This window comes from Enterobacter sp. MALB-1 (assembly GCF_041021625.1).
GTDB lineage: Bacteria > Pseudomonadota > Gammaproteobacteria > Enterobacterales > Enterobacteriaceae > Enterobacter > Enterobacter oligotrophicus.
The window spans coordinates 2,775,617-2,798,123 of sequence record NZ_JBDPJL010000001.1; the positions used below are offsets into that span (position 1 = coordinate 2,775,617).

Genomic DNA, 22,507 nt, shown 5'->3' on the forward strand with positions numbered 1-22,507 from the left:
TTATAGTTGACCACGCCCCCCGGTGAAGGATTTAACCGTGATTTCTCTGTTGAGATTTACATGGCGAATTTTGGATGATAACGAGGCGCAAAAAATGAAAAAGACAGCTATCGCGATTGCAGTGGCACTGGCTGGCTTCGCTACCGTAGCGCAGGCCGCTCCGAAAGATAATACCTGGTATGCAGGTGGTAAACTGGGCTGGTCTCAGTTCCATGACACTGGCTGGTACAACAGCGCTAACAACAACGACGGCCCTACTCATGAGAGCCAGCTCGGTGCAGGCGCGTTCGGTGGCTATCAGGTTAACCCGTATGTTGGTTTTGAAATGGGTTACGACTGGTTAGGTCGTATGCCATACAAAGGCGACACCGTTAATGGCGCTTTCAAAGCTCAAGGCGTACAGCTGACCGCTAAACTGGGTTACCCAGTAACTGACGATCTGGACGTGTACACCCGTCTGGGCGGCATGGTATGGCGTGCTGACTCCAGCAACAGCGTTGCTGGCGACGACCACGACACGGGCGTTTCCCCAGTATTCGCTGGTGGCGTTGAATGGGCAATGACCCGTGACATCGCTACCCGTCTGGAATACCAGTGGGTTAACAACATCGGCGACGGCAACACCGTTGGTGTTCGTCCAGACAACGGCATGCTGAGCGTAGGTGTTTCCTACCGTTTCGGTCAGCAGGAAGAAGCTGCGCCAATCGCGCCAGCTCCGGCTCCAGCACCAGAAGTACAGACCAAGCACTTCACTCTGAAGTCTGACGTTCTGTTCAACTTCAACAAAGCGACGCTGAAACCAGAAGGTCAGCAGGCACTGGATCAGCTGTACACCCAGCTGAGCAACCTGGACCCTAAAGATGGTTCCGTAGTGGTTCTGGGCTTCACCGACCGTATCGGTTCTGACGCTTACAACCAGGGTCTGTCTGAGAAACGTGCTCAGTCCGTTGTTGATTACCTGGTATCTAAAGGTATCCCAGCTAACAAGATCTCCCCACGTGGTATGGGCGAATCTAACCCAGTTACTGGCAACACCTGTGACAACGTGAAAGCTCGCGCTGCACTGATCGACTGCCTGGCACCAGATCGTCGCGTTGAGATCGAAGTTAAAGGCATCAAAGACGTTGTAACTCAGCCAGCGGCATAAGTTATCGTCTTAAAAAAAACCCCGCACTGCGGGGTTTTTTATTGTCTGAAGAAAAGGAAGAGATTACTTTTTGCCAAGCAGTGCCTGAAGATCGTTCTTCAGTGTCGACATTTGACTGGCATACTTTTCTTTATGCTCAGCATCTTCAATCAGCTGCACAATCGTTTCCGATAATGTTTTCCCGCGACGCTGCGCAAGCCCTGCCAGTCTCTGCCAGACCATAAACTCCAGATCGATAGACTTCTTGCGGGTATGCTGATGCTCAGCATTAAAATGCCGTTTGCGACGCGCACGGATAGTTTGCTTCATCCGGTTTAACAGCGCCGGATTGATATGCTTCGCTATCCAGCTATTGACCTGTACCGGTTCGTTTTCGAGGGTCAGCAACATATCCACGGCCTCTTGTGCCGCGCTGGCTTCGATGTAGCAGGTGATCAGTTCACCTTCACGGTGCTTCTTGACCAGGTACTTCCATTTCCAGCCGCTTTCGAGGTTTTCCAGTTGTTGATATTTCATTGCGATCTCAGTGTTACCACGTAACTCTGTTCAGAATATCAGTTTTTTAGCAATCTGCTGAAAAGAAATCATATCCTGTGAAACATGACAGAAGATTCACTCGCCGAAATCCCCATTCCTGCATGGGCAGAAACCACCGCTTACGGTATACTCCACGGTTTTACATCTGACTAAAAAACATCGACTTTGACCATTACGAAACTAGCATGGCGTGACCTGGTTCCGGATACGGAAAGCTATCAGGAACTGTTTGCACAGCCAGACCTCGCAAAAGAACACGAATTTATACTTAGCGATACACAACCGCGTTTGCATTACGCACTGGAGCAGGTGTTAAGCCCGTGGGCTACATCTCCCTTCATGCTGCTCAAAGCCCCGGAAGAAGCCGAGTATTTGACGCTTCTGGGGGATGCTATGCGCCAGTTAAAACCGGACGCGAACACCGTTTATGGTGGCCAGTATCGTATCGCGGGACAACATATCACTTTCACTCCCGCAGAACGGGCAGATGACCATTTTGCCGCCAAAGGTGAAGTGATTACCGCCAGTTGGGTTGAAGCCGAGCAGTTATTCGGTTGCCTTCGTCAGTTTAATGGCGAACTGTCGTTACAACCTGGGCTGGTACATCGTGCAAACGGCGGCGTATTGATCATCTCTCTTCGTACCCTGCTCTCCCAGCCTCTGCTGTGGATGCGCCTGAAAACGATTGTGAGCCAGCAACGTTTTGACTGGGTGGGATACGACGAGTCACGCCCTCTGCCGGTTTCTGTGCCGTCGATGCCGCTCTCTCTGACTGTCGTCTTAACCGGTGACCGTGAGTCTCTGGCTGATTTCCAGGAGATGGAGCCGGAACTGGCTGAACAGGCGGTCTATAGCGAATACGAAGACAATATTCAGATTGCTGATGCCGATGATATGGCGCAGTGGTGTCAGTGGGTGATGGCCGTTGCAGAACGTTCAGCACTGCCAACTCCCGCCGCCGATGCCTGGTCAGGTCTGATCCGTGAAGCGGTCCGTTATACTGGCGATCAGGAAACCCTGCCCCTCTGTCCACTCTGGATCGGCAAGCAACTGCGTGAAGTGGGTGTCATCAGCGGTGAAGGGTCGTTTACCGGTGAGCAGTACGCGCAAATGCTTGCCCAGCGCGAGTGGCGTGAAGGTTACCTTGCTGACCGTATGCAGGATGAAATTCTGCTGGAGCAGATCCTGATCGAAACCGAAGGCGAGCGTATCGGTCAGATCAACGCCTTGTCTGTCATCGAGTTTCCGGGGCACCCGCGTGCATTCGGCGAGCCGTCTCGTATCAGTTGCGTGGTACACGTCGGTGACGGGGAATTTACGGATATTGAACGCAAAGCCGAGCTGGGCGGGAACATTCATGCCAAAGGCATGATGATCATGCAGGCGTTTCTGATGTCTGAGCTGCAGCTTGAACAGCAAATCCCCTTCTCTGCATCGCTGACCTTCGAGCAGTCTTACAGTGAAGTTGATGGAGACAGCGCTTCAATGGCGGAGCTGTGCGCATTAATCAGCGCCCTGGCGGAAGTGCCGATTAATCAGAACATTGCGATTACGGGTTCTGTCGATCAGTTTGGCCGTGCTCAGCCTGTTGGCGGCCTGAACGAGAAAATTGAAGGTTTCTTCTCTATTTGTCAGCAACGCGGTTTAAATGGCAAACAGGGCGTGATCATCCCAGCCCCCAATGCGCGCCATTTGAGCCTGAGTCAGGAACTTCTGGATGCGGTGGAACAGCAACAATTCTCCCTGTGGGCCATCGAAGGCGTTGAGGATGCACTACCCTTACTGACAAACCTTGTCTGGGATGGCGAAGGGCAGACCACTTTGATGCAGACCATTCAGGAACGTATTGCTCAGGCAACACAGCAGGATGCTCGTCATCGTTATCCTTGGCCGTTACGCTGGCTAAGTTGGTTTACGCCGAACTGATCGGACTTGTTCAGCGTACACGTGTTAGCTATCCTGCGTCCTTCACTAAAATAAGGCTTACTGAGAACATGGTAGATAAACGCGAATCCTATACAAAAGAAGACCTTCTTGCCTCTGGTCGCGGTGAACTGTTTGGCGCTAAAGGCCCGCAGTTACCGGCCCCGAACATGTTGATGATGGACCGTGTCGTGAAAATGACCGAAACCGGCGGCAACTTCGATAAGGGTTACGTAGAAGCAGAACTTGATATCAACCCGGACCTGTGGTTCTTCGGCTGCCACTTTATTGGCGATCCGGTAATGCCTGGCTGTCTGGGCCTGGATGCGATGTGGCAGTTGGTTGGCTTCTATCTGGGCTGGCTCGGTGGCGAAGGCAAAGGCCGCGCACTGGGCGTGGGTGAAGTGAAATTTACCGGTCAGGTGCTGCCTACGGCGAAAAAAGTCACCTACCGTATCCACTTCAAACGCATCGTTAACCGTCGCCTGATCATGGGCCTGGCGGACGGTGAAGTGCTGGTAGACGGTCGTTTGATTTACACCGCAAACGATCTGAAAGTGGGTCTGTTCCAGGATACCTCTGCATTCTGATTTTGCTTTTTTAGCCAATCCAGAAAGGCGAAACCTCCGCATTGCGGAGGTTTCTTTTTAAAGAGACGTTATCAAACAAGTACTGCCCTGTCTCCGATGGCTTCTCGCCAGCCCCCTAACCATTGAGATCTCTGATTCAGAGTCTGATAGGGACACATTTCTTTTGAACGTCCGGCGATGCCAGCCTGATAACCACGTTGATGAGCCCTTTCCAGGCGATCTCGTTTCTGTCTCTTCATGCCTCGTTTCCCTCATTCTTTTGTCTGGTGGAAAGAAAACAGTGATTGCAAAATGTGCAACCACAGATAACGAATACCGCGAATCAGGCTCAGCGTCAACGTTCAAAATTCATACGGGTGTCATATTTGTGAGCTACATGGAATATCATTTGTACAAAAAATGTGACCCGGCACAAGTAACGGTCTGAAGATAAAACGAAAAAAAAGCCGCAATCAGCGAGACACTGAGTGCGGCTTTTGGCTATGAATTTTACTTATGGAAGTCGGGAAATCTCTCTGGCTATACTGGCCGACTCCTGCGCCCACCCTTGTGCCAGAACTTTCACCATTTCATCATAACCGTCTTTCTGTTGTTTCATTTCGAGATGGAACGGACGCTTAATCAGCTGTCCCTGATGATTCAACAGCCACTCGCCGCTGATCACCACCGCACCATCATAACGCCCATGGAAACCAGTCACCGTCACATTGAGCGTATCCTGGTCGCTGCCTAGCGGTTGCGAAGCGACAATCCAGCCCGGAAGCTGACTGCTCAGATTCGCCACCAGCGTGTTGCGTAGCTGCTGATCCAGCGGGCTAGCCCACAGGTTATTATTGGCAATGACGTACTGCACATCGCTGGTTTGATACACCACCCCGTTTCCGGCGAGATAATCAGGCACCGCGACCTGCTCCACCCATAACAGACGGTTGCCCTGCGAGGCGTGACTTTGCGACCCCACCTGCGCAGTCAACGGTAGCTGGTAATAGCTTTTGTTTTCGCTTCCTGAGCTGCAGGCCGTTAGTACCATCGCTCCCACAATCGCTAGCCACTTTTTCATTGTTTAGCCCTCTTCGGCTCAGGATCTTTTTTATCTTTTGCTTCAAATACCAGCGCGTTGCTCTTCTCATTGAGCGTTTTCAAGACTGGCTGCAGCTCACGTAATACCTGATCAAGACGCTGCATATCTGCCACCATCTTGTTATACGCCGCCGAACCTGGCTGGAAGCCCTGCATACTACGGTTAAGCTCACGCAATGTTTTCTGCATATCCTGCGGCAATTGCTGCATGGACTGGCTTGCGGTGATCTTATTGATATTATCCAGCGTGGTTTGCAGACGTCGCATCGTCGCCTGGCTTTGACTCAGTGAGTTTGTCGCGGCTTCAATCATCGGATTCAGTGGCAGATTGTTAATCTTATCCAGTGTTTCCATCAGACGCTGCTGGATTTGCGCCAGACCGCTGCTGACCGTTGGGATAATCGTATAGCCACCGAATTCACGCATACCCGTAATGGCAGGCGCTTTTGGATAGAAATCCATATCCACATACAGCGCGCCAGTCACCAGGTTACCGGTTTTCAGCGAGCCTCGCAGCCCACGGTTCATGAGGTCAGTAATATGCGCACCAATATCCTGATTCTCGCCGATCTGATTGATTAACCGCTCAGGCTCAATGCGAATCAGCACCGGAATGCGGTAATCATCATCCAGCATCTGCTTAAGACCCGGCACAAAGAACGGCACCTGTCCTACCGTACCCAGACGAATACCGCGGAACTCAACTGGCGCTCCCGGCTGCAGACCACGGACGGAATCTTTAAAGAACATCAGGTAATCGATGTGATCGGTATAGAGTGCATCCTGAATGCTTTTTTGATCGTCAAAGAGCCTGAAAGCGGTTTTCTCGGCAACCGGCTGCCCCAGATCGATCCCCTCTGGCACATCAAAACTCACGCCACCGCCAAACAGGGTGGTCAGAGAGCCCATTTCCACTCGCATACCAGCAGAAGTGAGATCAACCGCGATCCCGCTGTCTTTCCAGAAACGCACGTTGCTGGTCACGAGGCGATCGTTTGGCGCATTGATAAACAGCTGATAGCTGATGGTACGTTTTTGCGGATCAAAGGTACTGGTTTCTACCGAACCAACCCGATAGCCGCGGAACAAGACCGGGTCGCCAGGGCTTAACTGTCCCGCTTTTTGACTGTCGAGGATCACACGAATACCTTTCGCATCCGGCGGCGCGAGCGGCGGTGAATCAAGCAACTGATATTCCGCAGGCTGGTTACCTTTCGCGCCAGGCTGCAGTTCAATATAGGCACCAGACAGCAACGTGCCCAGGCCACTGATCCCTTCACGGCCAACCTGTGGCTTTACCACCCAGAATACGGAATCACTGTGCAGCAGCTTTTCCATACCGGCATTCAAACGCGCTTTGATTTGCACATGCGTTAAATCATCGGTCAGGGTTGCACTTTCGACCACGCCCACATCCACGCTACGGCTCTTGATGGTCGTCTTGCCGCCCTCAATCCCTTCTGCATTGGTGGTGATCAGCGTGACTTCCGGCCCCTGATGGCTGTAATGATAAAACAGTATCCAGGCACCGATCAGCGCAGTCACGATGGGGAATATCCACACCGGCGACCAGTTTCTGACCTTCTGCACTTTCGCCTCTCCACTTTTGTTTTCCATGCTCTTACTCTTCCTCATGGCTTGACTCGGGCTCACGATCCCACGATAAACGAGGGTCGAAGGTCATGGCCGCAAACATGGTCATAATGACGACCAACGCAAACATTAGCGCTCCCATAGCGGGATAAATACTCATTAGTCCCCCCATGCGCACCAGCGCAGAGAGAACCGCAATCACAAATACATCTATCATTGACCAGCGACCCACAAACTCCACAACTTCATAAATCAGATGCATGCGTTCGCTGTCGCGTTTGCCATGGCCTTTCGCATCCCAGCAGAGCCAGGCAATTGCGATCATTTTTAAGGTCGGCACCATGATACTGGCGATAAAAATAACACCGGCAACCGGGTACGAGCCTTCTCCCCAAAGCAAAATAACCCCTGCCAGGATCGTCGAAGGCATTTTATCGCCGAGCAAATCGGTGATCATGATGGGCAGGATATTGGCAGGCAGATAGAGCATGATGGACGTCACCAGTAACGCCATTGTCCACTGCAGGCTGTTTTTACGTCGCACATGGCCCGTTGTCCCACAGCGCGGGCAAACTTCGTTGTCTGCCGGCAGCACTGCCGTACAACAGGAGCAGGAGCGCAGACCCTGGCGAATACCCGGAACGCCCACTTTTACCACCTGCGGTAGTGTTGGGGCTGGCGCGATATCGTCCCACACCCAACGACGGTCCACGCACTGAAAAGCACGAAGCTGCAGCACACAGTACAAACACCAGGGGATAAAACTGCTGCCAATCCCGACATCGCCGTAAGCCATCAGCTTCACGAAACTGACCAGTATCCCCGCCAGGAAGATCTCAGCCATCCCCCAGCTTTTCAGCTGGAACAGTATTCGCGCAAGTTTGATTTTAAGAGAGGCGGGCATCTGCACGCGGTTGACCAGCAAAAGGATCACGATCAGGCAAAAAGCCGGAACGATCTGTACAAACAGAAGAAAGAACGTGCCGAGGCTGGCGTAATCTTCCGAGAACATCACGCCAGGTATTTCAAGAAGTTCGACCTGGCTGGTCATCCCTCCCACTTTCATATAAATGAAGGGGAAGAGATTCGAGAGCACAAGCATGAACAGAGCAGCAATAGCATAGGCCGTGGGACGCTGTCTTGGCGCGTCCCATTCGGTCGTTAACGTTGCACCGCAGCGCGGACAGGTTGCCTTATGTCCGTGACCAAGCTCTGGCAACGCCACGAGCAAATCGCATTGCGAGCATAATATATGCCGATCGGCATGGTGCTGGTCACACATAGTTAATCCCTGTTTATGCGCCGTTTTTCAGAGACTCAAGGTACTCCCAGCGCTCAAATGCTTCTTCCAGTGCCTGCTCGGCCTGGGAGAGATCAGCCAACACTTTCTGAGTATAGTCGTGAGGCTGCGTAAAAAATGACGCATCTGCGACCTGAGATTGCAGCGCTTCCAGCGAGGCTTCCAGCTCTTCGAGACGCTGTGGCAACCCTTCCAGTTCGCGCTGCAGGTTATAGCTCATTTTAGCAGGAGATTTTTTAACAGTTTCTGCTTTCGCGGCAACCGGTTCGGCAGTATTTTTGGTTTTTGCCTGCTTTTGCGCCAGCGACTGAGCCTGCTGGCCTCGCGCGTCATGATAACCGCCGACATACTGCCCAATCCGCCCCTCGCCTTCGAAGATCCAGCATTCGGTCACGGTGTTATCCACAAACTGACGATCGTGACTCACCAGCATGACGGTTCCCTGGTAGCCGTCGATCAACTCTTCCAGCAATTCCAGCGTTTCGACATCCAGATCGTTCGTCGGTTCATCGAGAATCAACAGGTTACTGGGTTTTAAGAATAATCGGGCAAGCAACAGACGGTTTCGCTCACCGCCTGACAATGCGCGCACTGGCGTCATGGCACGTTTCGGGTGGAACAGGAAGTCCTGCAAATAGCCAAGCACGTGACGCGGTTTACCGTTAACCATCACCTCTTGTTTCCCTTCGGCCAGGTTATCCATCACCGTTCTGTCCGGGTCCAGCTCCGCACGGTGCTGGTCGAAGTACGCGACTTCCAGTTTTGTACCGCAATGAATACGCCCGCTGTCGGCCTGCAGTTGTCCCAGCATCAGTTTCAGCAACGTGGTTTTACCGCAGCCGTTCGGGCCGATGAGCGCAATTTTGTCGCCACGCTGAACCTGCGCGGAGAAGTCCTTCACCAGCACTTTGCCATCAACCTGGTAGTTGACGTTTTCCATTTCAAAGACAATCTTGCCGGAACGGGACGCTTCTTCGACCTGCATTTTGGCGCTGCCCATCACTTCACGGCGTTCGCTACGCTCGCGACGCATCGCCTTCAGGGCACGCACGCGGCCTTCGTTACGGGTACGTCGCGCTTTGATGCCCTGACGAATCCACACCTCTTCCTGCGCCAGCTTGCGGTCGAACTCTGCGTTTTGCAGCTCTTCTACACGCAGGTTCTCTTCTTTCTCCAGCAGGTAGGTGTCGTAATCGCCCGGATAGGTGACCAGCTTGCCGCGATCGAGATCGACAATGCGCGTCGCCATATTGCGAATAAACGAACGGTCATGCGAGATGAAGATAATGGTGCCGCTAAAGGTTTTGAGGAAACCTTCCAGCCAGTCAATCGCTTCAATATCCAGGTGGTTGGTCGGTTCGTCCAGCAGCAGCACTTTTGGCCCGCTGACCAGGGCACGGCCCAGCGCCGCTTTACGCAGCCAGCCACCGGATAACGCCGACAGCTCCATATCCGCTTCAAGGCCGAGCTGTGCCAGCACCTCGTTAATACGGTTTTCCAGCTGCCACAGGCCGTGGTGATCGAGCATCTCCTGCACTTTTGCCAGTTCGTTAAGATTCTTGTCGCTCGGATCGGTCATCACCAGATGCGAAATCTCGTGATAACGCTTCAGGTATTCCGCCTGTTCAGAGATGCCTTCCGCCACGAAATCGTAAACGCTGCCGGTCACATGACGCGGCGGGTCTTGCTGCAGACGTGAAACAATCAGATCCTGCTCGTACACGATACGGCCATCGTCCAGCCCTTGTTCGCGGTTGAGGATCTTCATCAGCGTGGATTTGCCCGCGCCGTTACGGCCCACCAGACAGACACGCTCGTTATCTTCGATGTGCAGTTCTGCATTATCAAGAAGCGGTGAGTCGCTGAAAGAGAGCCACGCGCCGTGCATACTAATTAAAGACATTTATTTTTCCTTTCAAACCGCGGAGATTAACCAGCAGTTATGGATCTGACGGTTACGGGCAAAGTCCTGAGACAGCGTTTTTTGGCTGATTTCTTGTGCTTTCAGTCCCAGTGCGGCCAGGCCGTCGTGATCCATACGGAATCCACGTTTGTTGTTTGAGAACATAATGGTGCCGCCTTTACGCAGCAGGCGTTTCAGGTCGGTCATCAGGCGCAGGTGATCGCGTTGAACATCAAAGCTATCTTCCATACGCTTGGAGTTTGAGAACGTCGGCGGATCGATGAAGATCAGGTCGAACTGTTCATCGGTGTCACGCAACCAGCCCAGTACGTCGGCCTGCATCAGACGATGCTGACGCCCGGTTAAACCGTTCAGGCGCAGGTTACGCTCCGCCCATTCCAGGTAGGTACGGGACATATCTACCGTGGTGGTGCTGCGCGCACCGCCCAATCCCGCATGTACGCTGGCGCTGCCGGTATAGGAGAACAGATTGAGGAAATCTTTGCCCTTGCTCATCTGGCCCAGCATACGACGCGCGATACGGTGGTCAAGGAACAGGCCAGTATCAAGATAGTCAGTCAGGTTAACCCACAGGCGCGCGTTATATTCGCCCACCTCGATGAAGTCGCCCTTCTCGCCCATCTTCTGGTACTGGTTTTTCCCTTTCTGACGCTCACGGGTTTTCAGCACCAGTTTGTTAGGTGCAATGCCAAGCACATTGATTGTCGCGGCAATGACGTCCAGCATACGCTGACGGGCTTTTTGCGCATCAATGGTTTTTGGCGGGGCATATTCCTGAATCACCACCCAGTCTGCATAGCGGTCAACCGCCACGTTGTACTCCGGCAGGTCAGCGTCGTACAGGCGATAACATTCAATTCCTTCCTGCTTCGCCCATTTTTCAAATTTCTTCAGGTTCTTACGCAGACGGTTGGCATAATCTTCTGCCACACCTGACGGTTTGCTGTCTGCCGCTTTCTCTGCCAGATGGTAGTTCTTCTGCACGCAATCCAGCGGGCCGTTTTTCGCTTTAAACTGGCGTTCGGCACGTAGCTGAAGGCAACTCAACAATTCTGGTGACGCACTGAACAGGGAGAGATTCCAGCCACCGAAGTAGTCTTTCATATTGCGACCCAGCAGGCTGTGCAACGCAATCAGTGCCGGTTCGCTGTCCAGACGCTCGCCGTATGGCGGGTTGCTGATCACAGTCCCGTATGGACCTTTTGGCAGCGGGTTGGTCAGGTTCGCCACGTCTTTCACCTCGAAGGTGACCAGCTCACCGATACCGGCACGACGGGCGTTGCTGCGCGCACGTTCTATTACACGCGGGTCGCTGTCAGAACCGTAGAAGTGTGAGGTGTACTCTGCCAGGCCTTTACGCGCACGGTTCTGCGCTTCGGCTTTCACCTCTTTCCAGAGCGCTTCGTCGTGCTGTGCCCAGCCGCTAAAGCCCCAGTGTCCGCGGTGAAGCCCCGGTGCGCGATCGGTTGCCAGCATCGCCGCTTCAATCAGCAGCGTACCGGAACCACACATCGGGTCGAGCAGCGGCGTACCCGGTTGCCAGCCGGAGCGCATCACAATAGCGGCGGCCAGCGTTTCTTTAATGGGTGCCATACCGGTACGATCGCGGTAACCGCGCAGGTGAAGGCCCGCTCCACTCAGATCCAGCGAGATACTCGCGGTGTCACCGTTGAGCCAGACGTTGATACGCAGATCCGGGTTTTCGCGATCGACGTTCGGACGTTCCTTATTTTTACGGGTGAAGCAGTCAACAATGGCGTCCTTCACGCGCAGCGCGCCATACTGGCTGTTGCGGATCTCGTCGTTCACGCCGTTGAAATGCACCGCAAAGGTGGCATTCGGGGTGAAGATCTCTGTCCAGTCGATCATCTGTACACCGGTGTAGAGATCAAGGTCGCTGTAAACCTTGCACTCTTTCATCGGCAGCATGATGCGCGACGCCAGACGGCTCCACATCAGGCTCTGGTAAATAAGCCGTGTGTCGCCCTCAAAATGGACACCACCCTGAACCACCTGGCACTCTTGTGCACCCAGGGCTTCCAGTTCAGTTTTTAACAGCTCTTCCAGCCCACGGGCCGTACTGGCAAACAGAGAATTCATATCGTCACTTATACTCTTAGAAAATTGTCGCGCATTATAGCTAATATGGCGTGTATGTCATAAAGTTGAAGGCTTATTTTCAATTGTGGGAGTGTGCAGTGGCGACGTTATCCAGGCTTTTTATTCATCCGGTGAAATCTATGCGCGGTATCGGCGTCTCTCACGCGCTGGCCGACATGAGCGGATTTGCCTTCGATCGTATTTTTATGGTCACCGAGCCTGACGGTACGTTCATAACGGCACGCCAGTTCCCGCAGATGGTTCGCTTTACCCCTTCCCCCCTGCATGACGGCCTGCATCTGACCGCGCCGGACGGCTCCAGCGTGGTGATTCGCTTTGCTGATTTTGCGCCTGTCGACGCGCCAACGGAAGTCTGGGGCAATCATTTTACCGCCCGCATCGCGCCAGATGAGATTAACCGCTGGCTGAGCGGCTTTTTCTCTCGCGACGTGCAGCTGCGCTGGGTCGGGCCTGAATTAACGCGTCGCGTTAAGCGCCATGACGCCGTTCCCCTCTCCTTCGCCGATGGCTACCCTTTCCTGTTGACCAACGAAGCCTCGCTGCGCGATTTGCAGAGCCGCTGTAAGGCCAGCGTCCAGATGGAGCAGTTTCGCCCGAACCTGGTGGTGACGGGTACTGACGCCTGGGATGAAGATACCTGGAAAGTGATCCGCATCGGCAGCGTCATTTTCGACGTGGTAAAGCCGTGCAGCCGCTGCATATTTACAACCGTAAGCCCGGAAAAAGGACAAAAACACCCCTCCGGCGAGCCGCTGAAAACGTTGCAGTCGTTTCGAACCGCACAGGATAACGGCGATGTGGATTTTGGTCAGAACTTAATTCCCCGCACCAGCGGCGTGATCCGCGTGGGTGACGAGGTGGAAATTCTCGCCCGCGGGCCATCAAGGATTTACGGCGCAGGTCAGGAAGAAGAATTCGTCGACGTTGAGACATCGGTCAGCTCAGCGGTGGATATTCACTGGCAGGGCACCCTTATCCGGGGCAACAATCAGCAAGTTTTACTTGAGCAACTGGAACAGGCAGGTATCCGTGTACCTTACTCGTGTCGTGCGGGAATTTGCGGATGCTGTCGCATAACGCTGGTTGACGGTGAAGTCAGCGCCCTGAAAAAGTCGGCGATTGGAAATGACGGAACCATTTTATGCTGCAGCTGTGTGCCAAAAACGTCGGTACGGCTGGAAGTTTAAACCGCCTGTTCGAGGTTGAAAGCGTCCACGCGAAGCTGCGGTTTCAGCCTGTCGTTCATCACTTTTATGGCATCACCCAACTGCATCACTCGCCCGGCAATCGTTACGCCGGGCTGAGCCAGCAGACAGAGCGCCGCGTTTTCACCAGGTTCAACCACCAGCAAACTGACCTCTTCTGCGGTATCGCTCAGATTGACGCTGGCCGCATCGCCCGTTGCAGGCATCCAGTTCACACCGTGCGCCAGGAAATGCCAGCTTTTTGGCATTTGTGGCTTCAGGAAACGGATCGCCACCAGCGCATTTAATACCAGCTCAGCGCGCTGTTCTTTTGAGAGTTCCAGATCGCGGCATTTTTCTTCGAATGAGAAATAAAGCGCTGCATCGTCAACGCAAAAGCCTGAGGGTGCAAATGCGTCCGGGGTCAACATTCGGCGTGGAAAACGAGAACGAAACAACATGCCATTGGCTAAATCGAGCATCATTCGATCATGCTCGTCGCAAAAATACCAGCGCCAGTTATCGTCAGGTTTAATTCGCATGTTTCTCTCCCGTCCCCAAACACCCTGTTCTAAAAATGTCCTGTTTGCCGCCTCGTTTATAACAACATTAATAAAAGACTATAATGTCTAAATAAGCAACAATGACGGAATATAAAACAACCAGGGCTGGAAATAAAGCCCTGGTTGTCTGATTCAGAAAAAAGATTAGATATGAGTAACGATTTCTTTAATCAATGGCGGCCCTTTAAAAATAAAGCCGGAATAGATTTGTACCAGCGATGCTCCTGCCGCCATCTTTTCACGGGCAGCTATCACCGAGTCGATGCCACCCACACCAATAATCGGCAGTCGGCCATTTAATTCGGCAGACAACGCGCGAATAATTTCGGTGCTTTTTAATTGCACCGGACGGCCACTTAAGCCCCCCGCTTCGTCACAGTTTTTCATTCCCTGAACGAGAGAGCGATCGAGTGTGGTATTGGTCGCAATAACACCATCAATATTATGGCGGACTAAACTATCCGCAACCTGGATCAATTCTTCGACAGAAAGATCCGGGGCGATCTTAACCGCGACCGGAACATATTTATGGTGGATCGCCTGCAGCGCATTTTGTTTATTTTTAATGGCACTGAGAAGATCGTCCAGCGCTTCGCCATATTGCAAAGAACGCAGCCCCGGAGTATTCGGTGAAGAAATGTTCACCGCAATATAACCGGCATAGGCATAGACTTTTTCCATACAAATCAGATAGTCATCTTTACCCTGCTCGACTGGCGTATCTTTATTTTTGCCAATATTGATGCCTAATACGCCATCAAAATGGGCTTTTTTAACGTTCTCAACCAGATGATCAACGCCGAGGTTATTAAAGCCCATACGGTTGATCAGCCCTTCGGCTTCGACCAGACGGAACAGGCGTGGCTTGTCGTTACCCGGCTGCGGACGCGGAGTAACCGTACCGATTTCGATGGAGCCAAACCCCATCGCCCCCAGTGCATCAATGCACTCACCATTTTTATCCAGACCGGCCGCGAGACCCAGCGGGTTCTTAAACGTCAGGCCCATGCAGTGGACTGGTTTTTCCGGCACGTTTTGACGCACCAGCGCAGCCAGTGGCGTGCCGGTGATACGACGCAATTGCTGGAATGTAAATTCATGAGCGCGCTCAGGATCGAGCTGGAAAAGGGCTTTACGAACGAAAGGGTAGTACATGAACTCTCCTGGATTCCCGGTGTGCAAACCGGGAGGGGATTATCTGCGATCCTGCCCGGAAAGGGAATTGACCTGTGGCAAAAAATGCAGCTTAAAAAGCAAACGTTTCCCTTGCAGCACACTTCTTATGCAATTTCCTGCAGTTCACTTGCAGATAAATCATTTAGTGGAATAACCCGGCGATGTCACACTCCTGAAAATTGTTATGAATGTTAGATAAAAGCAAACAATTAGTTATAAGGAGCATGCATGCGCGTCATCACTCTTGCCGGAAGTCCACGGTTCCCTTCACGTTCCAGCGCATTGCTGGAATATGCCCGCGAAAAACTGAACGCCGTGGATGTGGAAGTATGTCACTGGAATCTGCACAACTTCGAACCGGAGGATCTGCTCTACGCTCGTTTTGACAGCCCGGCGCTCAAAACCCTGATCGAACAACTGAAAGGGGCTGACGGGCTAATCGTGGCGACGCCTGTCTACAAAGCCTCTTTTTCTGGCGCACTGAAAACCCTGCTGGACCTGCTGCCTGAACGCGCACTGGATGGCAAAGTGGTGTTACCACTGGCAACAGGCGGCACGGTGGCTCATCTCCTGGCGGTGGATTATGCCCTTAAGCCGGTGCTGAACGCACTTAAGGCACAGGAGATCCTGCACGGCGTTTTTGCTGACGATTCTCAGGTCATTGATTATCAGCATAAACCACACTTCACGCCGAATCTGCAAACGCGTCTCGACAGTGCGCTGGAAACCTTCTGGCACGCGCTGCATCGCAGGGATATTCAGGCTCCCGCATTTGGTCAACCACAAGGAGTTGCTCATGTTTAGAACGCTAACCCGAATCGGGCTGGCTGGACTGTTGGCTATGTCTGCGCTTGCTCATGCGGCACAAACGGCACCGGAAAGCCTGCGTATCGGCTACCAGAAAGGCAGCGTCAGCATGGTGCTGGCCAAAAGCCACCAGTTGCTGGAAAAACGTTTCCCGCAAACGAAATTTTCCTGGGTGGAGTTCCCGGCCGGACCGCAAATGCTGGAGGCGCTGAATGTCGGGAGTATCGATCTCGGCAGTACCGGGGATATTCCGCCGATTTTCGCTCAGGCGGCCGGGGCAGATCTGGTCTACGTGGGCGTTGAACCTGCCAAGCCAAAAGCAGAAGTGATCCTGGTTCCTGAGAACAGCGCCATTAAGAGCGTCGCCGATCTCAAAGGCCATAAAGTGGCGTTCCAGAAAGGTTCCAGCTCGCATAACCTGTTACTGCGTGCCTTACAGGAAGCCGGGCTTAAGTTCACCGACATTCAACCGGTTTACCTGACGCCCGCCGATGCGCGCGCTGCATTTCAGCAAAAGAATGTGGATGCCTGGGCCATCTGGGACCCGTACTACTCCGCCGCATTACTTCAGGGGGGTGTACGTGTCCTGAAAGATGGCACCACGCTTAAGCAGACCGGTTCGTTCTACCTGGCAGCACGTCCGTATGCGGAAAAGAACGGTGCCTTTATTCAGGGCGTGCTGGATACCTTTACCCAGGCCGATGCACTGACGCAGAGCCAGCGTCAGGAGAGCATCACCCTGCTGGCTAAAACCATGGGCCTGCCGGAGCCCGTCATTGCCAGCTATCTCGACCACCGTCCACCCACCACGATTACGCCCGTGGATGCACACGTAGCGGCACTCCAGCAGCAAACAGCCGATCTCTTTTATCAAAACCGCCTGGTTCCAAAACAGGTGGATATTCGTGACCGTATCTGGCAACCCAATGGTAAAGAAGGAACCAAATCATGAGCCTGAATCTTTTCTGGTTTTTACCCACTCACGGTGATGGACACTATCTTGGTACAGAAGAGGGGTCCCGCCCGGTCGACCACGGCTACCTGCAGCAAATTGCGCAGGCGGCGGATCGAATCGGTTTTACCGGCGTGTTGATCCCCACCGGACGCTCCTGTGAAGATGCATGGCTGGTCGCTGCCTCAATGATCCCGGTGACCCAACGCCTGAAATTCCTGGTCGCGCTGCGTCCGAGCGTGGTGTCCCCTACCGTTGCGGCACGTCAGGCGGCAACGCTGGACAGGCTCTCTAACGGTCGCGCCCTGTTTAACCTGGTGACCGGCAGCGATCCACAGGAACTGGCGGGCGATGGCGTATTTCTCGATCATACCGAACGTTATGAAGCCTCGGCCGAATTCACCCGCGTCTGGCGTCGTCTGCTTGAGGGTGAAACCGTTACCTTTGAAGGCAAACATATCCATGTTCGTGATGCAAAGCTCTACTTCCCGCCGGTGCAGCAACCGCGTCCGCCGCTCTACTTCGGCGGATCGTCAGATGTTGCGCAGGATCTGGCGGCCGAGCAGGTTGACCTTTATCTGACATGGGGCGAACCACCGGAGCTGGTCAAAGAGAAGATTGCCCAGGTGCGCGCCAAAGCCGCCGCGCATGGGCGCAAAGTGCGCTTTGGTATTCGTCTGCATGTGATTGTACGCGAAACCAATGAAGAAGCCTGGCAAGCTGCTGACCGCCTGATCTCGCATCTGGACGATGCCACCATCGCGAAAGCGCAGGCCGCGTTTGCGAAAACCGACTCCGTCGGGCAGCACCGGATGGCGTCCCTGCACAACGGCAAGCGCGAGAATCTGGAGATCAGCCCGAACCTGTGGGCAGGTGTGGGCCTGGTTCGCGGCGGTGCAGGTACGGCGCTGGTCGGCGATGGTCCAACCGTTGCGGCGCGTATTAATGAATATGCCGATCTGGGCATCGACAGCTTTATCCTCTCCGGCTATCCGCATCTGGAAGAGGCATACAAAGTCGGTGAGCTGTTATTCCCGCATCTGGATGTCGCCATCCCGGAAATTCCGCAGCCTCAGCCACTTCAGTTACAGGGCGAGGCGGTAGCGAACGAGTTTATTCCGCGTAAAGCGGCGCAGAGCTAAGGAGTCGCCATGTCTGCCATCTCACAAAAATGGTTGCTGCGCGCTGCCCCCTGGTTTTTGCCCGTCGGCATTGTCGCTATCTGGCAACTCGCGTCGTCAACCGGCTGGCTGTCGAGCCGTATTCTGCCCGCACCTATGGGCGTTGTAGAAGCATTCTGGTCGCTGAGTGTAAGCGGCGAGCTATGGCAACATCTGGCGATCAGCTCATGGCGGGCGGTGATCGGTTTTTCCATCGGCGGAAGCATCGGCCTGACGCTCGGGCTTATCAGCGGCCTGTCTCGCTGGGGCGAGCGGCTGCTGGATACCTCCATTCAAATGCTGCGCAACGTGCCGCATCTGGCGCTTATCCCGCTGGTTATTTTGTGGTTTGGTATTGATGAGAGCGCCAAGATATTCCTCGTGGCGCTGGGCACGCTGTTCCCGATTTACATCAATACCTGGCACGGTATTCGAAGTATCGATCGCGGTCTGGTGGAGATGGCACGCAGCTACGGGTTATCCGGTTTTGCACTGTTTACCCATGTGATCCTGCCGGGTGCCCTCCCCTCCATTATGGTCGGCGTGCGTTTTGCGCTCGGCCTGATGTGGCTGACGCTGATTGTGGCGGAAACCATTTCGGCCAATTCCGGCATCGGTTATCTGGCGATGAACGCCCGTGAATTCCTGCAGACGGATGTGGTGGTGGTTGCCATCATTCTTTATGCCCTGCTCGGCAAACTCGCCGACGTCAGCGCCCAGTGGCTGGAACGCAGCTGGCTGCGCTGGAACCCGGCCTATTCACTTCAGGAGGCTAAAGCATGAATACTGCCCGACTGACTCAGGGGACGCCGTTATTATTGAACGGCGTAACCAAACGCTATGGTGATAACACCATTCTTAATGCGCTGGATCTGCATATTCCTGCCGGACAGTTTGTGGCCGTAGTTGGTCGCAGCGGCGGCGGTAAGAGTACACTGTTGCGCCTTTTGGCCGGTCTGGAAGCACCAAACGACGGTGCAATTCTGGCGGGCACGACACCACTGGCCAATATTCAGGACGATACCCGCATGATGTTTCAGGACGCGCGCCTGCTGCCGTGGAAAACGGTAATTGATAACGTCGGGCTGGGTCTGAAAGGTAGCTGGCGGGATAACGCGCGTCAGGCGCTGGCCGCCGTCGGGCTGGAGAATCGCGCGGGCGAATGGCCTGCGGCGCTGTCAGGCGGGCAAAAACAACGCGTGGCGCTGGCTCGTGCATTGATTCACCGCCCTGGTCTTCTGCTGCTTGATGAACCGCTTGGTGCGCTTGATGCGCTGACGCGTATCGAAATGCAGGATTTGATTGAATCCCTCTGGCAGACACACGGCTTTACGGTGCTGCTGGTGACGCATGACGTCAGCGAAGCCGTGGCGATGGCCGACCGTGTGCTGTTAATAGAAGAGGGGAAAATTGGACTGGATCTGACGGTGGATATCCCGCGTCCTCGGCGTGTCGGTTCGGCAAAACTGGCGGAGCTGGAGGCGGAGGTGTTGGATCGGGTGATGAAGCGTGGGAGTGCGGAGTTACAGCGGATCAAAGCTAATGCCTGATGCCCTCTCCCTGTGGGAGAGGGAGAAAACCAGTGCCCCGCTATCACACGGTGCAAGGGTAAATCGTAGGCCCGGTAAGCGTAGCGCCACCGGGCTTTTTTACATCAGGCCAGCGCCTTAGTAATCTTCTCGTACAGATCGCCAGACAGATTTTCCAGCCCTTTCAACTGCTCAAGCGCGGCACGCATTTTCGCCTGACGCTTCGCATCGTAGCGTTTCAGGCGGATCAGCGGCTCAATCAACCGTGACGCCACCTGTGGGTTGCGGCTGTTCAGCTCGGTCAGCATCTCAACCATAAACTGATAACCGCTGCCGTCTTCCGCATGGAATGCGGCCGGGTTGCTGCTGGCAAACGCACCAATCAGGGAACGCACGCGGTTCGGATTGCTCATGGTGAACGAACGGTGCTTCAGCAGGCTGCGTACTTTGCTGAGGGCATCGGCCGCCGGGCTGGTGGCCTGCAGAATGAACCACTTGTCCATCACCAGACCATCCTGATACCACTTGTCGTCGTACTCCTGCATCAGCGCATCACGGCACGGCAACTCGGCAGCAACGCTTGCAGCTAAAGCAGCCAGCGCATCGGTCATGTTATCGGCTTCATGATACTGCTTGCTCACCAGCGTATTCGCCAGTTCCACTTCACCAAAGGCCAGATAGCGCAGGCAGGTATTACGCAGGGAGCGTTTGCCGATATCGGCATGTTCTACGCGATACGCATCCAGCTTGTTGGTGTTGTAGATCGCCAGGAACTCATCCGCCAGCTCGGTTGCCAGAGTACGGGTCAGCGCTTCACGCACAGCAACAATAGCAATCGGGTCGATAATATCGAACAGCTCGGCGATTTCACTGGCCGCTGGTAAGGTCAGAATTTCAGCCGCCAGCGCCGGATCAATCTTCTCGTCCAGCAGGATAGCGCGGAATGCGTCAGCAACATGGATCGGCAGAGACAGCGGCTGGCCCTGCTGGTGACGGTTCACGTTCAGCTTGATGTACGTTGCCAGCAGGCTTTGTGCCGCATCCCAGCGGGAGAAATCGTTGCGCGCGTGACGCATCAGGAACGTCAGTTGCTGATCGCTCCACTTATACTCCAGCTTCACTGGCGCTGAGAATTCGCACAGCAGCGCAGGCACCGGCTGGAAATAGACGTTATCGAAGATAAAGGTCTGCTCAGCCTGGGTTACGTTCAGTACGTGGTGTACCGGATGACCGCCCTTCTGCAACGGGATCACTTTGCCTTCATTGTCGTACAGCTCAATGCTGAACGGGATGTGCAGCGGGTGTTTCTCTTCCTGCTCGGCCGTAGGCGGCGTGCGCTGGCTGATGGTCAGAGTGTACTGCTCAGTTTCCGGGTTGTAATCGTCTTTGACGGTCACCACCGGCGTACCGGCCTGGCTGTACCAGCGGCGGAAGTGAGAGAGATCGACATTAGACGCGTCTTCCATCGCCTGCACGAAGTCGTCGCAGGTGGCAGCGCTGCCGTCGTGACGTTCGAAGTAGAGCTGCATCCCTTTCTGGAAGTTCTCTTCGCCCAGCAGGGTATGGATCATACGGATGATTTCTGCACCCTTTTCATACACCGTCAGGGTGTAGAAGTTGTTCATCTCAATGACTTTATCCGGGCGAATTGGGTGCGCCATTGGACTGGCGTCTTCCGCAAACTGCAGGCCGCGCATGGTGCGCACGTTGTTGATGCGGTTCACCGCGCGTGAACCCAGATCGGAGCTGAACTCCTGATCGCGGAAAACGGTCAGGCCCTCTTTGAGGCTCAACTGGAACCAGTCGCGGCAGGTGACGCGGTTACCGGTCCAGTTATGGAAATACTCGTGGCCGATGACGCGTTCAATATCGAGATAGTCTTTATCGGTGGCGGTATCGGTACGCGCCAGCACGTATTTGGAGTTAAAGACGTTGAGGCCTTTATTCTCCATCGCGCCCATGTTGAAGAAATCGACGGCGACGATCATATAAATGTCGAGATCGTATTCGAGGCCAAAGCGCTCTTCGTCCCACTTCATGGAGTTGATAAGCGAGGTCATCGCCCACGGCGCACGGTCAAGGTTGCCACGATCAACAAACAGTTCCAGTGCTACTTCGCGGCCAGAGCGGGTTTTAAAGGTATCGCGCAGCACGTCGAAATCACCGGCTACCAGCGCAAACAGGTAGCACGGTTTCGGGAACGGGTCCTGCCACTGCACCCAGTGACGCCCGTTTTCCAGCTCGCCTTCACCGACGCGGTTACCGTTGGAGAGCAGGAACGGATAGAGGGTTTTATCGGCGATGATTTTAGTGGTGAAGCGGGCCAGCACGTCCGGGCGATCGAGATACCAGGTAATATGACGGAAGCCTTCCGCTTCACACTGGGTACACAACGCCACGCCGGACTGGTAAAGCCCTTCCAGCGCCGTGTTCGCAGCAGGGCTGATTTCATTGACGATGCTCAGCGTGAAGCGCTCAGGCAGATTGTTGATAACCAACTGGTTATTTTCTTCTTTATAGTCTGACCATGCTTCATCATTAATATGCAGGGAGACCAGCGTCAGGTCTTCACCATCAAGACGCAGCGGCACTGCTGTCGCGCTCTGGCGCGTCACCTGACTGACCGCCGTGACAACGGTTTTAGTGGCATCCAGGTCAAAAGTCAGATCGATATCGCTAATCAGGTAATCCGGCGCACGATAGTCGTGGCGGTATTTGGCTTGTGGCTGTTGTGTCATAGAAAACCTTATGCATCGTTTGTCGAATATCGAATCCAGTCTATTCCTGTTGTGTAAAACGCGCTACGCAGAATGTTCATCTTTTCAGGCACAACGACCTTTTTCGCTACATTTTTATAACAAGAGGCACGAAATGCCATCGACCCTAAAGACAGCTTATGTTGTGATCGGGGTTCAATAAAT

General features: G+C 54.0%; 19 protein-coding genes. 9 read left to right on the forward strand and 10 right to left on the reverse strand.

Going from position 1 to position 22,507, the window contains the following annotated elements; translation table 11 throughout:
* Window positions 1–94 precede the first annotated feature (94 nt).
* Window positions 95–1,147, forward strand: coding sequence for a porin OmpA (ompA, locus tag ABGB15_RS13375; RefSeq protein ID WP_152084125.1), 1,053 nt, complete (start codon window positions 95–97; stop codon window positions 1,145–1,147).
* Window positions 1,148–1,210: 63 nt separating this feature from the next.
* On the opposite strand, the gene matP is transcribed toward ompA, so the two are convergent.
* The gene (matP, locus tag ABGB15_RS13380; RefSeq protein WP_152084124.1) at window positions 1,211–1,663 is read right to left on the reverse strand and encodes a macrodomain Ter protein MatP; all 453 of its coding nucleotides are present in this window, start codon (window positions 1,661–1,663) and stop codon (window positions 1,211–1,213) included.
* Window positions 1,664–1,849: 186 nt separating this feature from the next.
* On the opposite strand from matP, the gene ABGB15_RS13385 reads away from it, so the two are divergent.
* Complete coding sequence (locus ABGB15_RS13385) at window positions 1,850–3,610, forward strand: Lon protease family protein (protein WP_215722999.1); 1,761 nt, start codon at window positions 1,850–1,852, stop codon at window positions 3,608–3,610.
* Window positions 3,611–3,678: 68 nt separating this feature from the next.
* Window positions 3,679–4,197 carry a bifunctional 3-hydroxydecanoyl-ACP dehydratase/trans-2-decenoyl-ACP isomerase gene (gene fabA, locus ABGB15_RS13390; protein WP_000227926.1) on the forward strand — a complete coding sequence of 173 codons (519 nt, stop codon included), beginning with the start codon at window positions 3,679–3,681 and terminating at the stop codon, window positions 4,195–4,197.
* Window positions 4,198–4,268: 71 nt separating this feature from the next.
* On the opposite strand, the gene rmf is transcribed toward fabA, so the two are convergent.
* The 6 genes from rmf to rlmKL all read right to left on the reverse strand — a co-directional run bounded on the left by rmf (window position 4,269) and on the right by rlmKL (window position 12,194).
* A complete protein-coding gene (gene rmf / locus ABGB15_RS13395) occupies window positions 4,269–4,436 on the reverse strand; it encodes a ribosome modulation factor (protein ID WP_152084122.1) in 168 nt (55 codons plus the stop codon).
* Window positions 4,437–4,690: 254 nt separating this feature from the next.
* Window positions 4,691–5,257 (reverse strand): membrane integrity-associated transporter subunit PqiC, encoded by a 567-nt coding sequence (pqiC, locus tag ABGB15_RS13400; protein ID WP_152084121.1) that lies wholly within the window; start codon window positions 5,255–5,257, stop codon window positions 4,691–4,693.
* Window positions 5,254–6,894 (reverse strand): intermembrane transport protein PqiB, encoded by a 1,641-nt coding sequence (pqiB, locus tag ABGB15_RS13405; protein ID WP_152084120.1) that lies wholly within the window; start codon window positions 6,892–6,894, stop codon window positions 5,254–5,256. The genes pqiC and pqiB overlap by 4 nt, the downstream gene beginning before the upstream one ends.
* A gap of 4 nt (window positions 6,895–6,898) precedes the next feature.
* Window positions 6,899–8,152, reverse strand: a complete 1,254-nt coding sequence (gene pqiA, locus ABGB15_RS13410; protein WP_152084119.1) for a membrane integrity-associated transporter subunit PqiA — start codon at window positions 8,150–8,152, stop codon at window positions 6,899–6,901.
* 13 nt (window positions 8,153–8,165) lie between these two features.
* Window positions 8,166–10,073 carry an ABC transporter ATP-binding protein gene (locus ABGB15_RS13415; protein WP_152084118.1) on the reverse strand — a complete coding sequence of 636 codons (1,908 nt, stop codon included), beginning with the start codon at window positions 10,071–10,073 and terminating at the stop codon, window positions 8,166–8,168.
* Between the two features lie 12 nt (window positions 10,074–10,085).
* A complete protein-coding gene (gene rlmKL / locus ABGB15_RS13420; RefSeq protein ID WP_215723000.1) occupies window positions 10,086–12,194 on the reverse strand; it encodes a bifunctional 23S rRNA (guanine(2069)-N(7))-methyltransferase RlmK/23S rRNA (guanine(2445)-N(2))-methyltransferase RlmL in 2,109 nt (702 codons plus the stop codon).
* Window positions 12,195–12,292: 98 nt separating this feature from the next.
* On the opposite strand from rlmKL, the gene ABGB15_RS13425 reads away from it, so the two are divergent.
* Window positions 12,293–13,402, forward strand: coding sequence for a YcbX family protein (locus tag ABGB15_RS13425; protein ID WP_215723001.1), 1,110 nt, complete (start codon window positions 12,293–12,295; stop codon window positions 13,400–13,402).
* On the opposite strand, the gene zapC is transcribed toward ABGB15_RS13425, so the two are convergent.
* Complete coding sequence (gene zapC, locus ABGB15_RS13430) at window positions 13,399–13,941, reverse strand: cell division protein ZapC (protein WP_152084115.1); 543 nt, start codon at window positions 13,939–13,941, stop codon at window positions 13,399–13,401. The two genes, ABGB15_RS13425 and zapC, sit on opposite strands and share 4 nt — an antisense overlap.
* Before the next feature lie 165 nt (window positions 13,942–14,106).
* Complete coding sequence (pyrD, locus tag ABGB15_RS13435; RefSeq protein WP_215723002.1) at window positions 14,107–15,117, reverse strand: quinone-dependent dihydroorotate dehydrogenase; 1,011 nt, start codon at window positions 15,115–15,117, stop codon at window positions 14,107–14,109.
* Window positions 15,118–15,366: 249 nt separating this feature from the next.
* On the opposite strand from pyrD, the gene ssuE reads away from it, so the two are divergent.
* From ssuE to ssuB, 5 genes are read left to right on the forward strand one after another with little or no spacing between them, the layout of a single operon-like run.
* Window positions 15,367–15,942 (forward strand): NADPH-dependent FMN reductase, encoded by a 576-nt coding sequence (ssuE, locus tag ABGB15_RS13440; protein ID WP_152084113.1) that lies wholly within the window; start codon window positions 15,367–15,369, stop codon window positions 15,940–15,942.
* On the forward strand, window positions 15,935–16,897 hold the full coding sequence (locus tag ABGB15_RS13445) for a sulfonate ABC transporter substrate-binding protein (protein ID WP_152084112.1): 963 nt from the start codon (window positions 15,935–15,937) through the stop codon (window positions 16,895–16,897). Before ssuE ends, ABGB15_RS13445 begins: the two co-directional genes overlap by 8 nt.
* Window positions 16,894–18,039 (forward strand): FMNH2-dependent alkanesulfonate monooxygenase, encoded by a 1,146-nt coding sequence (gene ssuD, locus ABGB15_RS13450; protein WP_129324407.1) that lies wholly within the window; start codon window positions 16,894–16,896, stop codon window positions 18,037–18,039. Before ABGB15_RS13445 ends, ssuD begins: the two co-directional genes overlap by 4 nt.
* Before the next feature lie 9 nt (window positions 18,040–18,048).
* Entirely contained in the window at window positions 18,049–18,840 is a 792-nt protein-coding gene (ssuC, locus tag ABGB15_RS13455; RefSeq protein ID WP_152084110.1) for an aliphatic sulfonate ABC transporter permease SsuC, read from the forward strand.
* Entirely contained in the window at window positions 18,837–19,607 is a 771-nt protein-coding gene (gene ssuB / locus ABGB15_RS13460; RefSeq protein WP_215723004.1) for an aliphatic sulfonates ABC transporter ATP-binding protein, read from the forward strand. The genes ssuC and ssuB overlap by 4 nt, the downstream gene beginning before the upstream one ends.
* A gap of 104 nt (window positions 19,608–19,711) precedes the next feature.
* Here ssuB and pepN read toward each other — a convergent pair whose 3' ends face one another.
* The gene (pepN, locus tag ABGB15_RS13465; RefSeq protein WP_215723005.1) at window positions 19,712–22,324 is read right to left on the reverse strand and encodes an aminopeptidase N; all 2,613 of its coding nucleotides are present in this window, start codon (window positions 22,322–22,324) and stop codon (window positions 19,712–19,714) included.
* Between the last annotated feature and the right edge of the window lie 183 nt (window positions 22,325–22,507).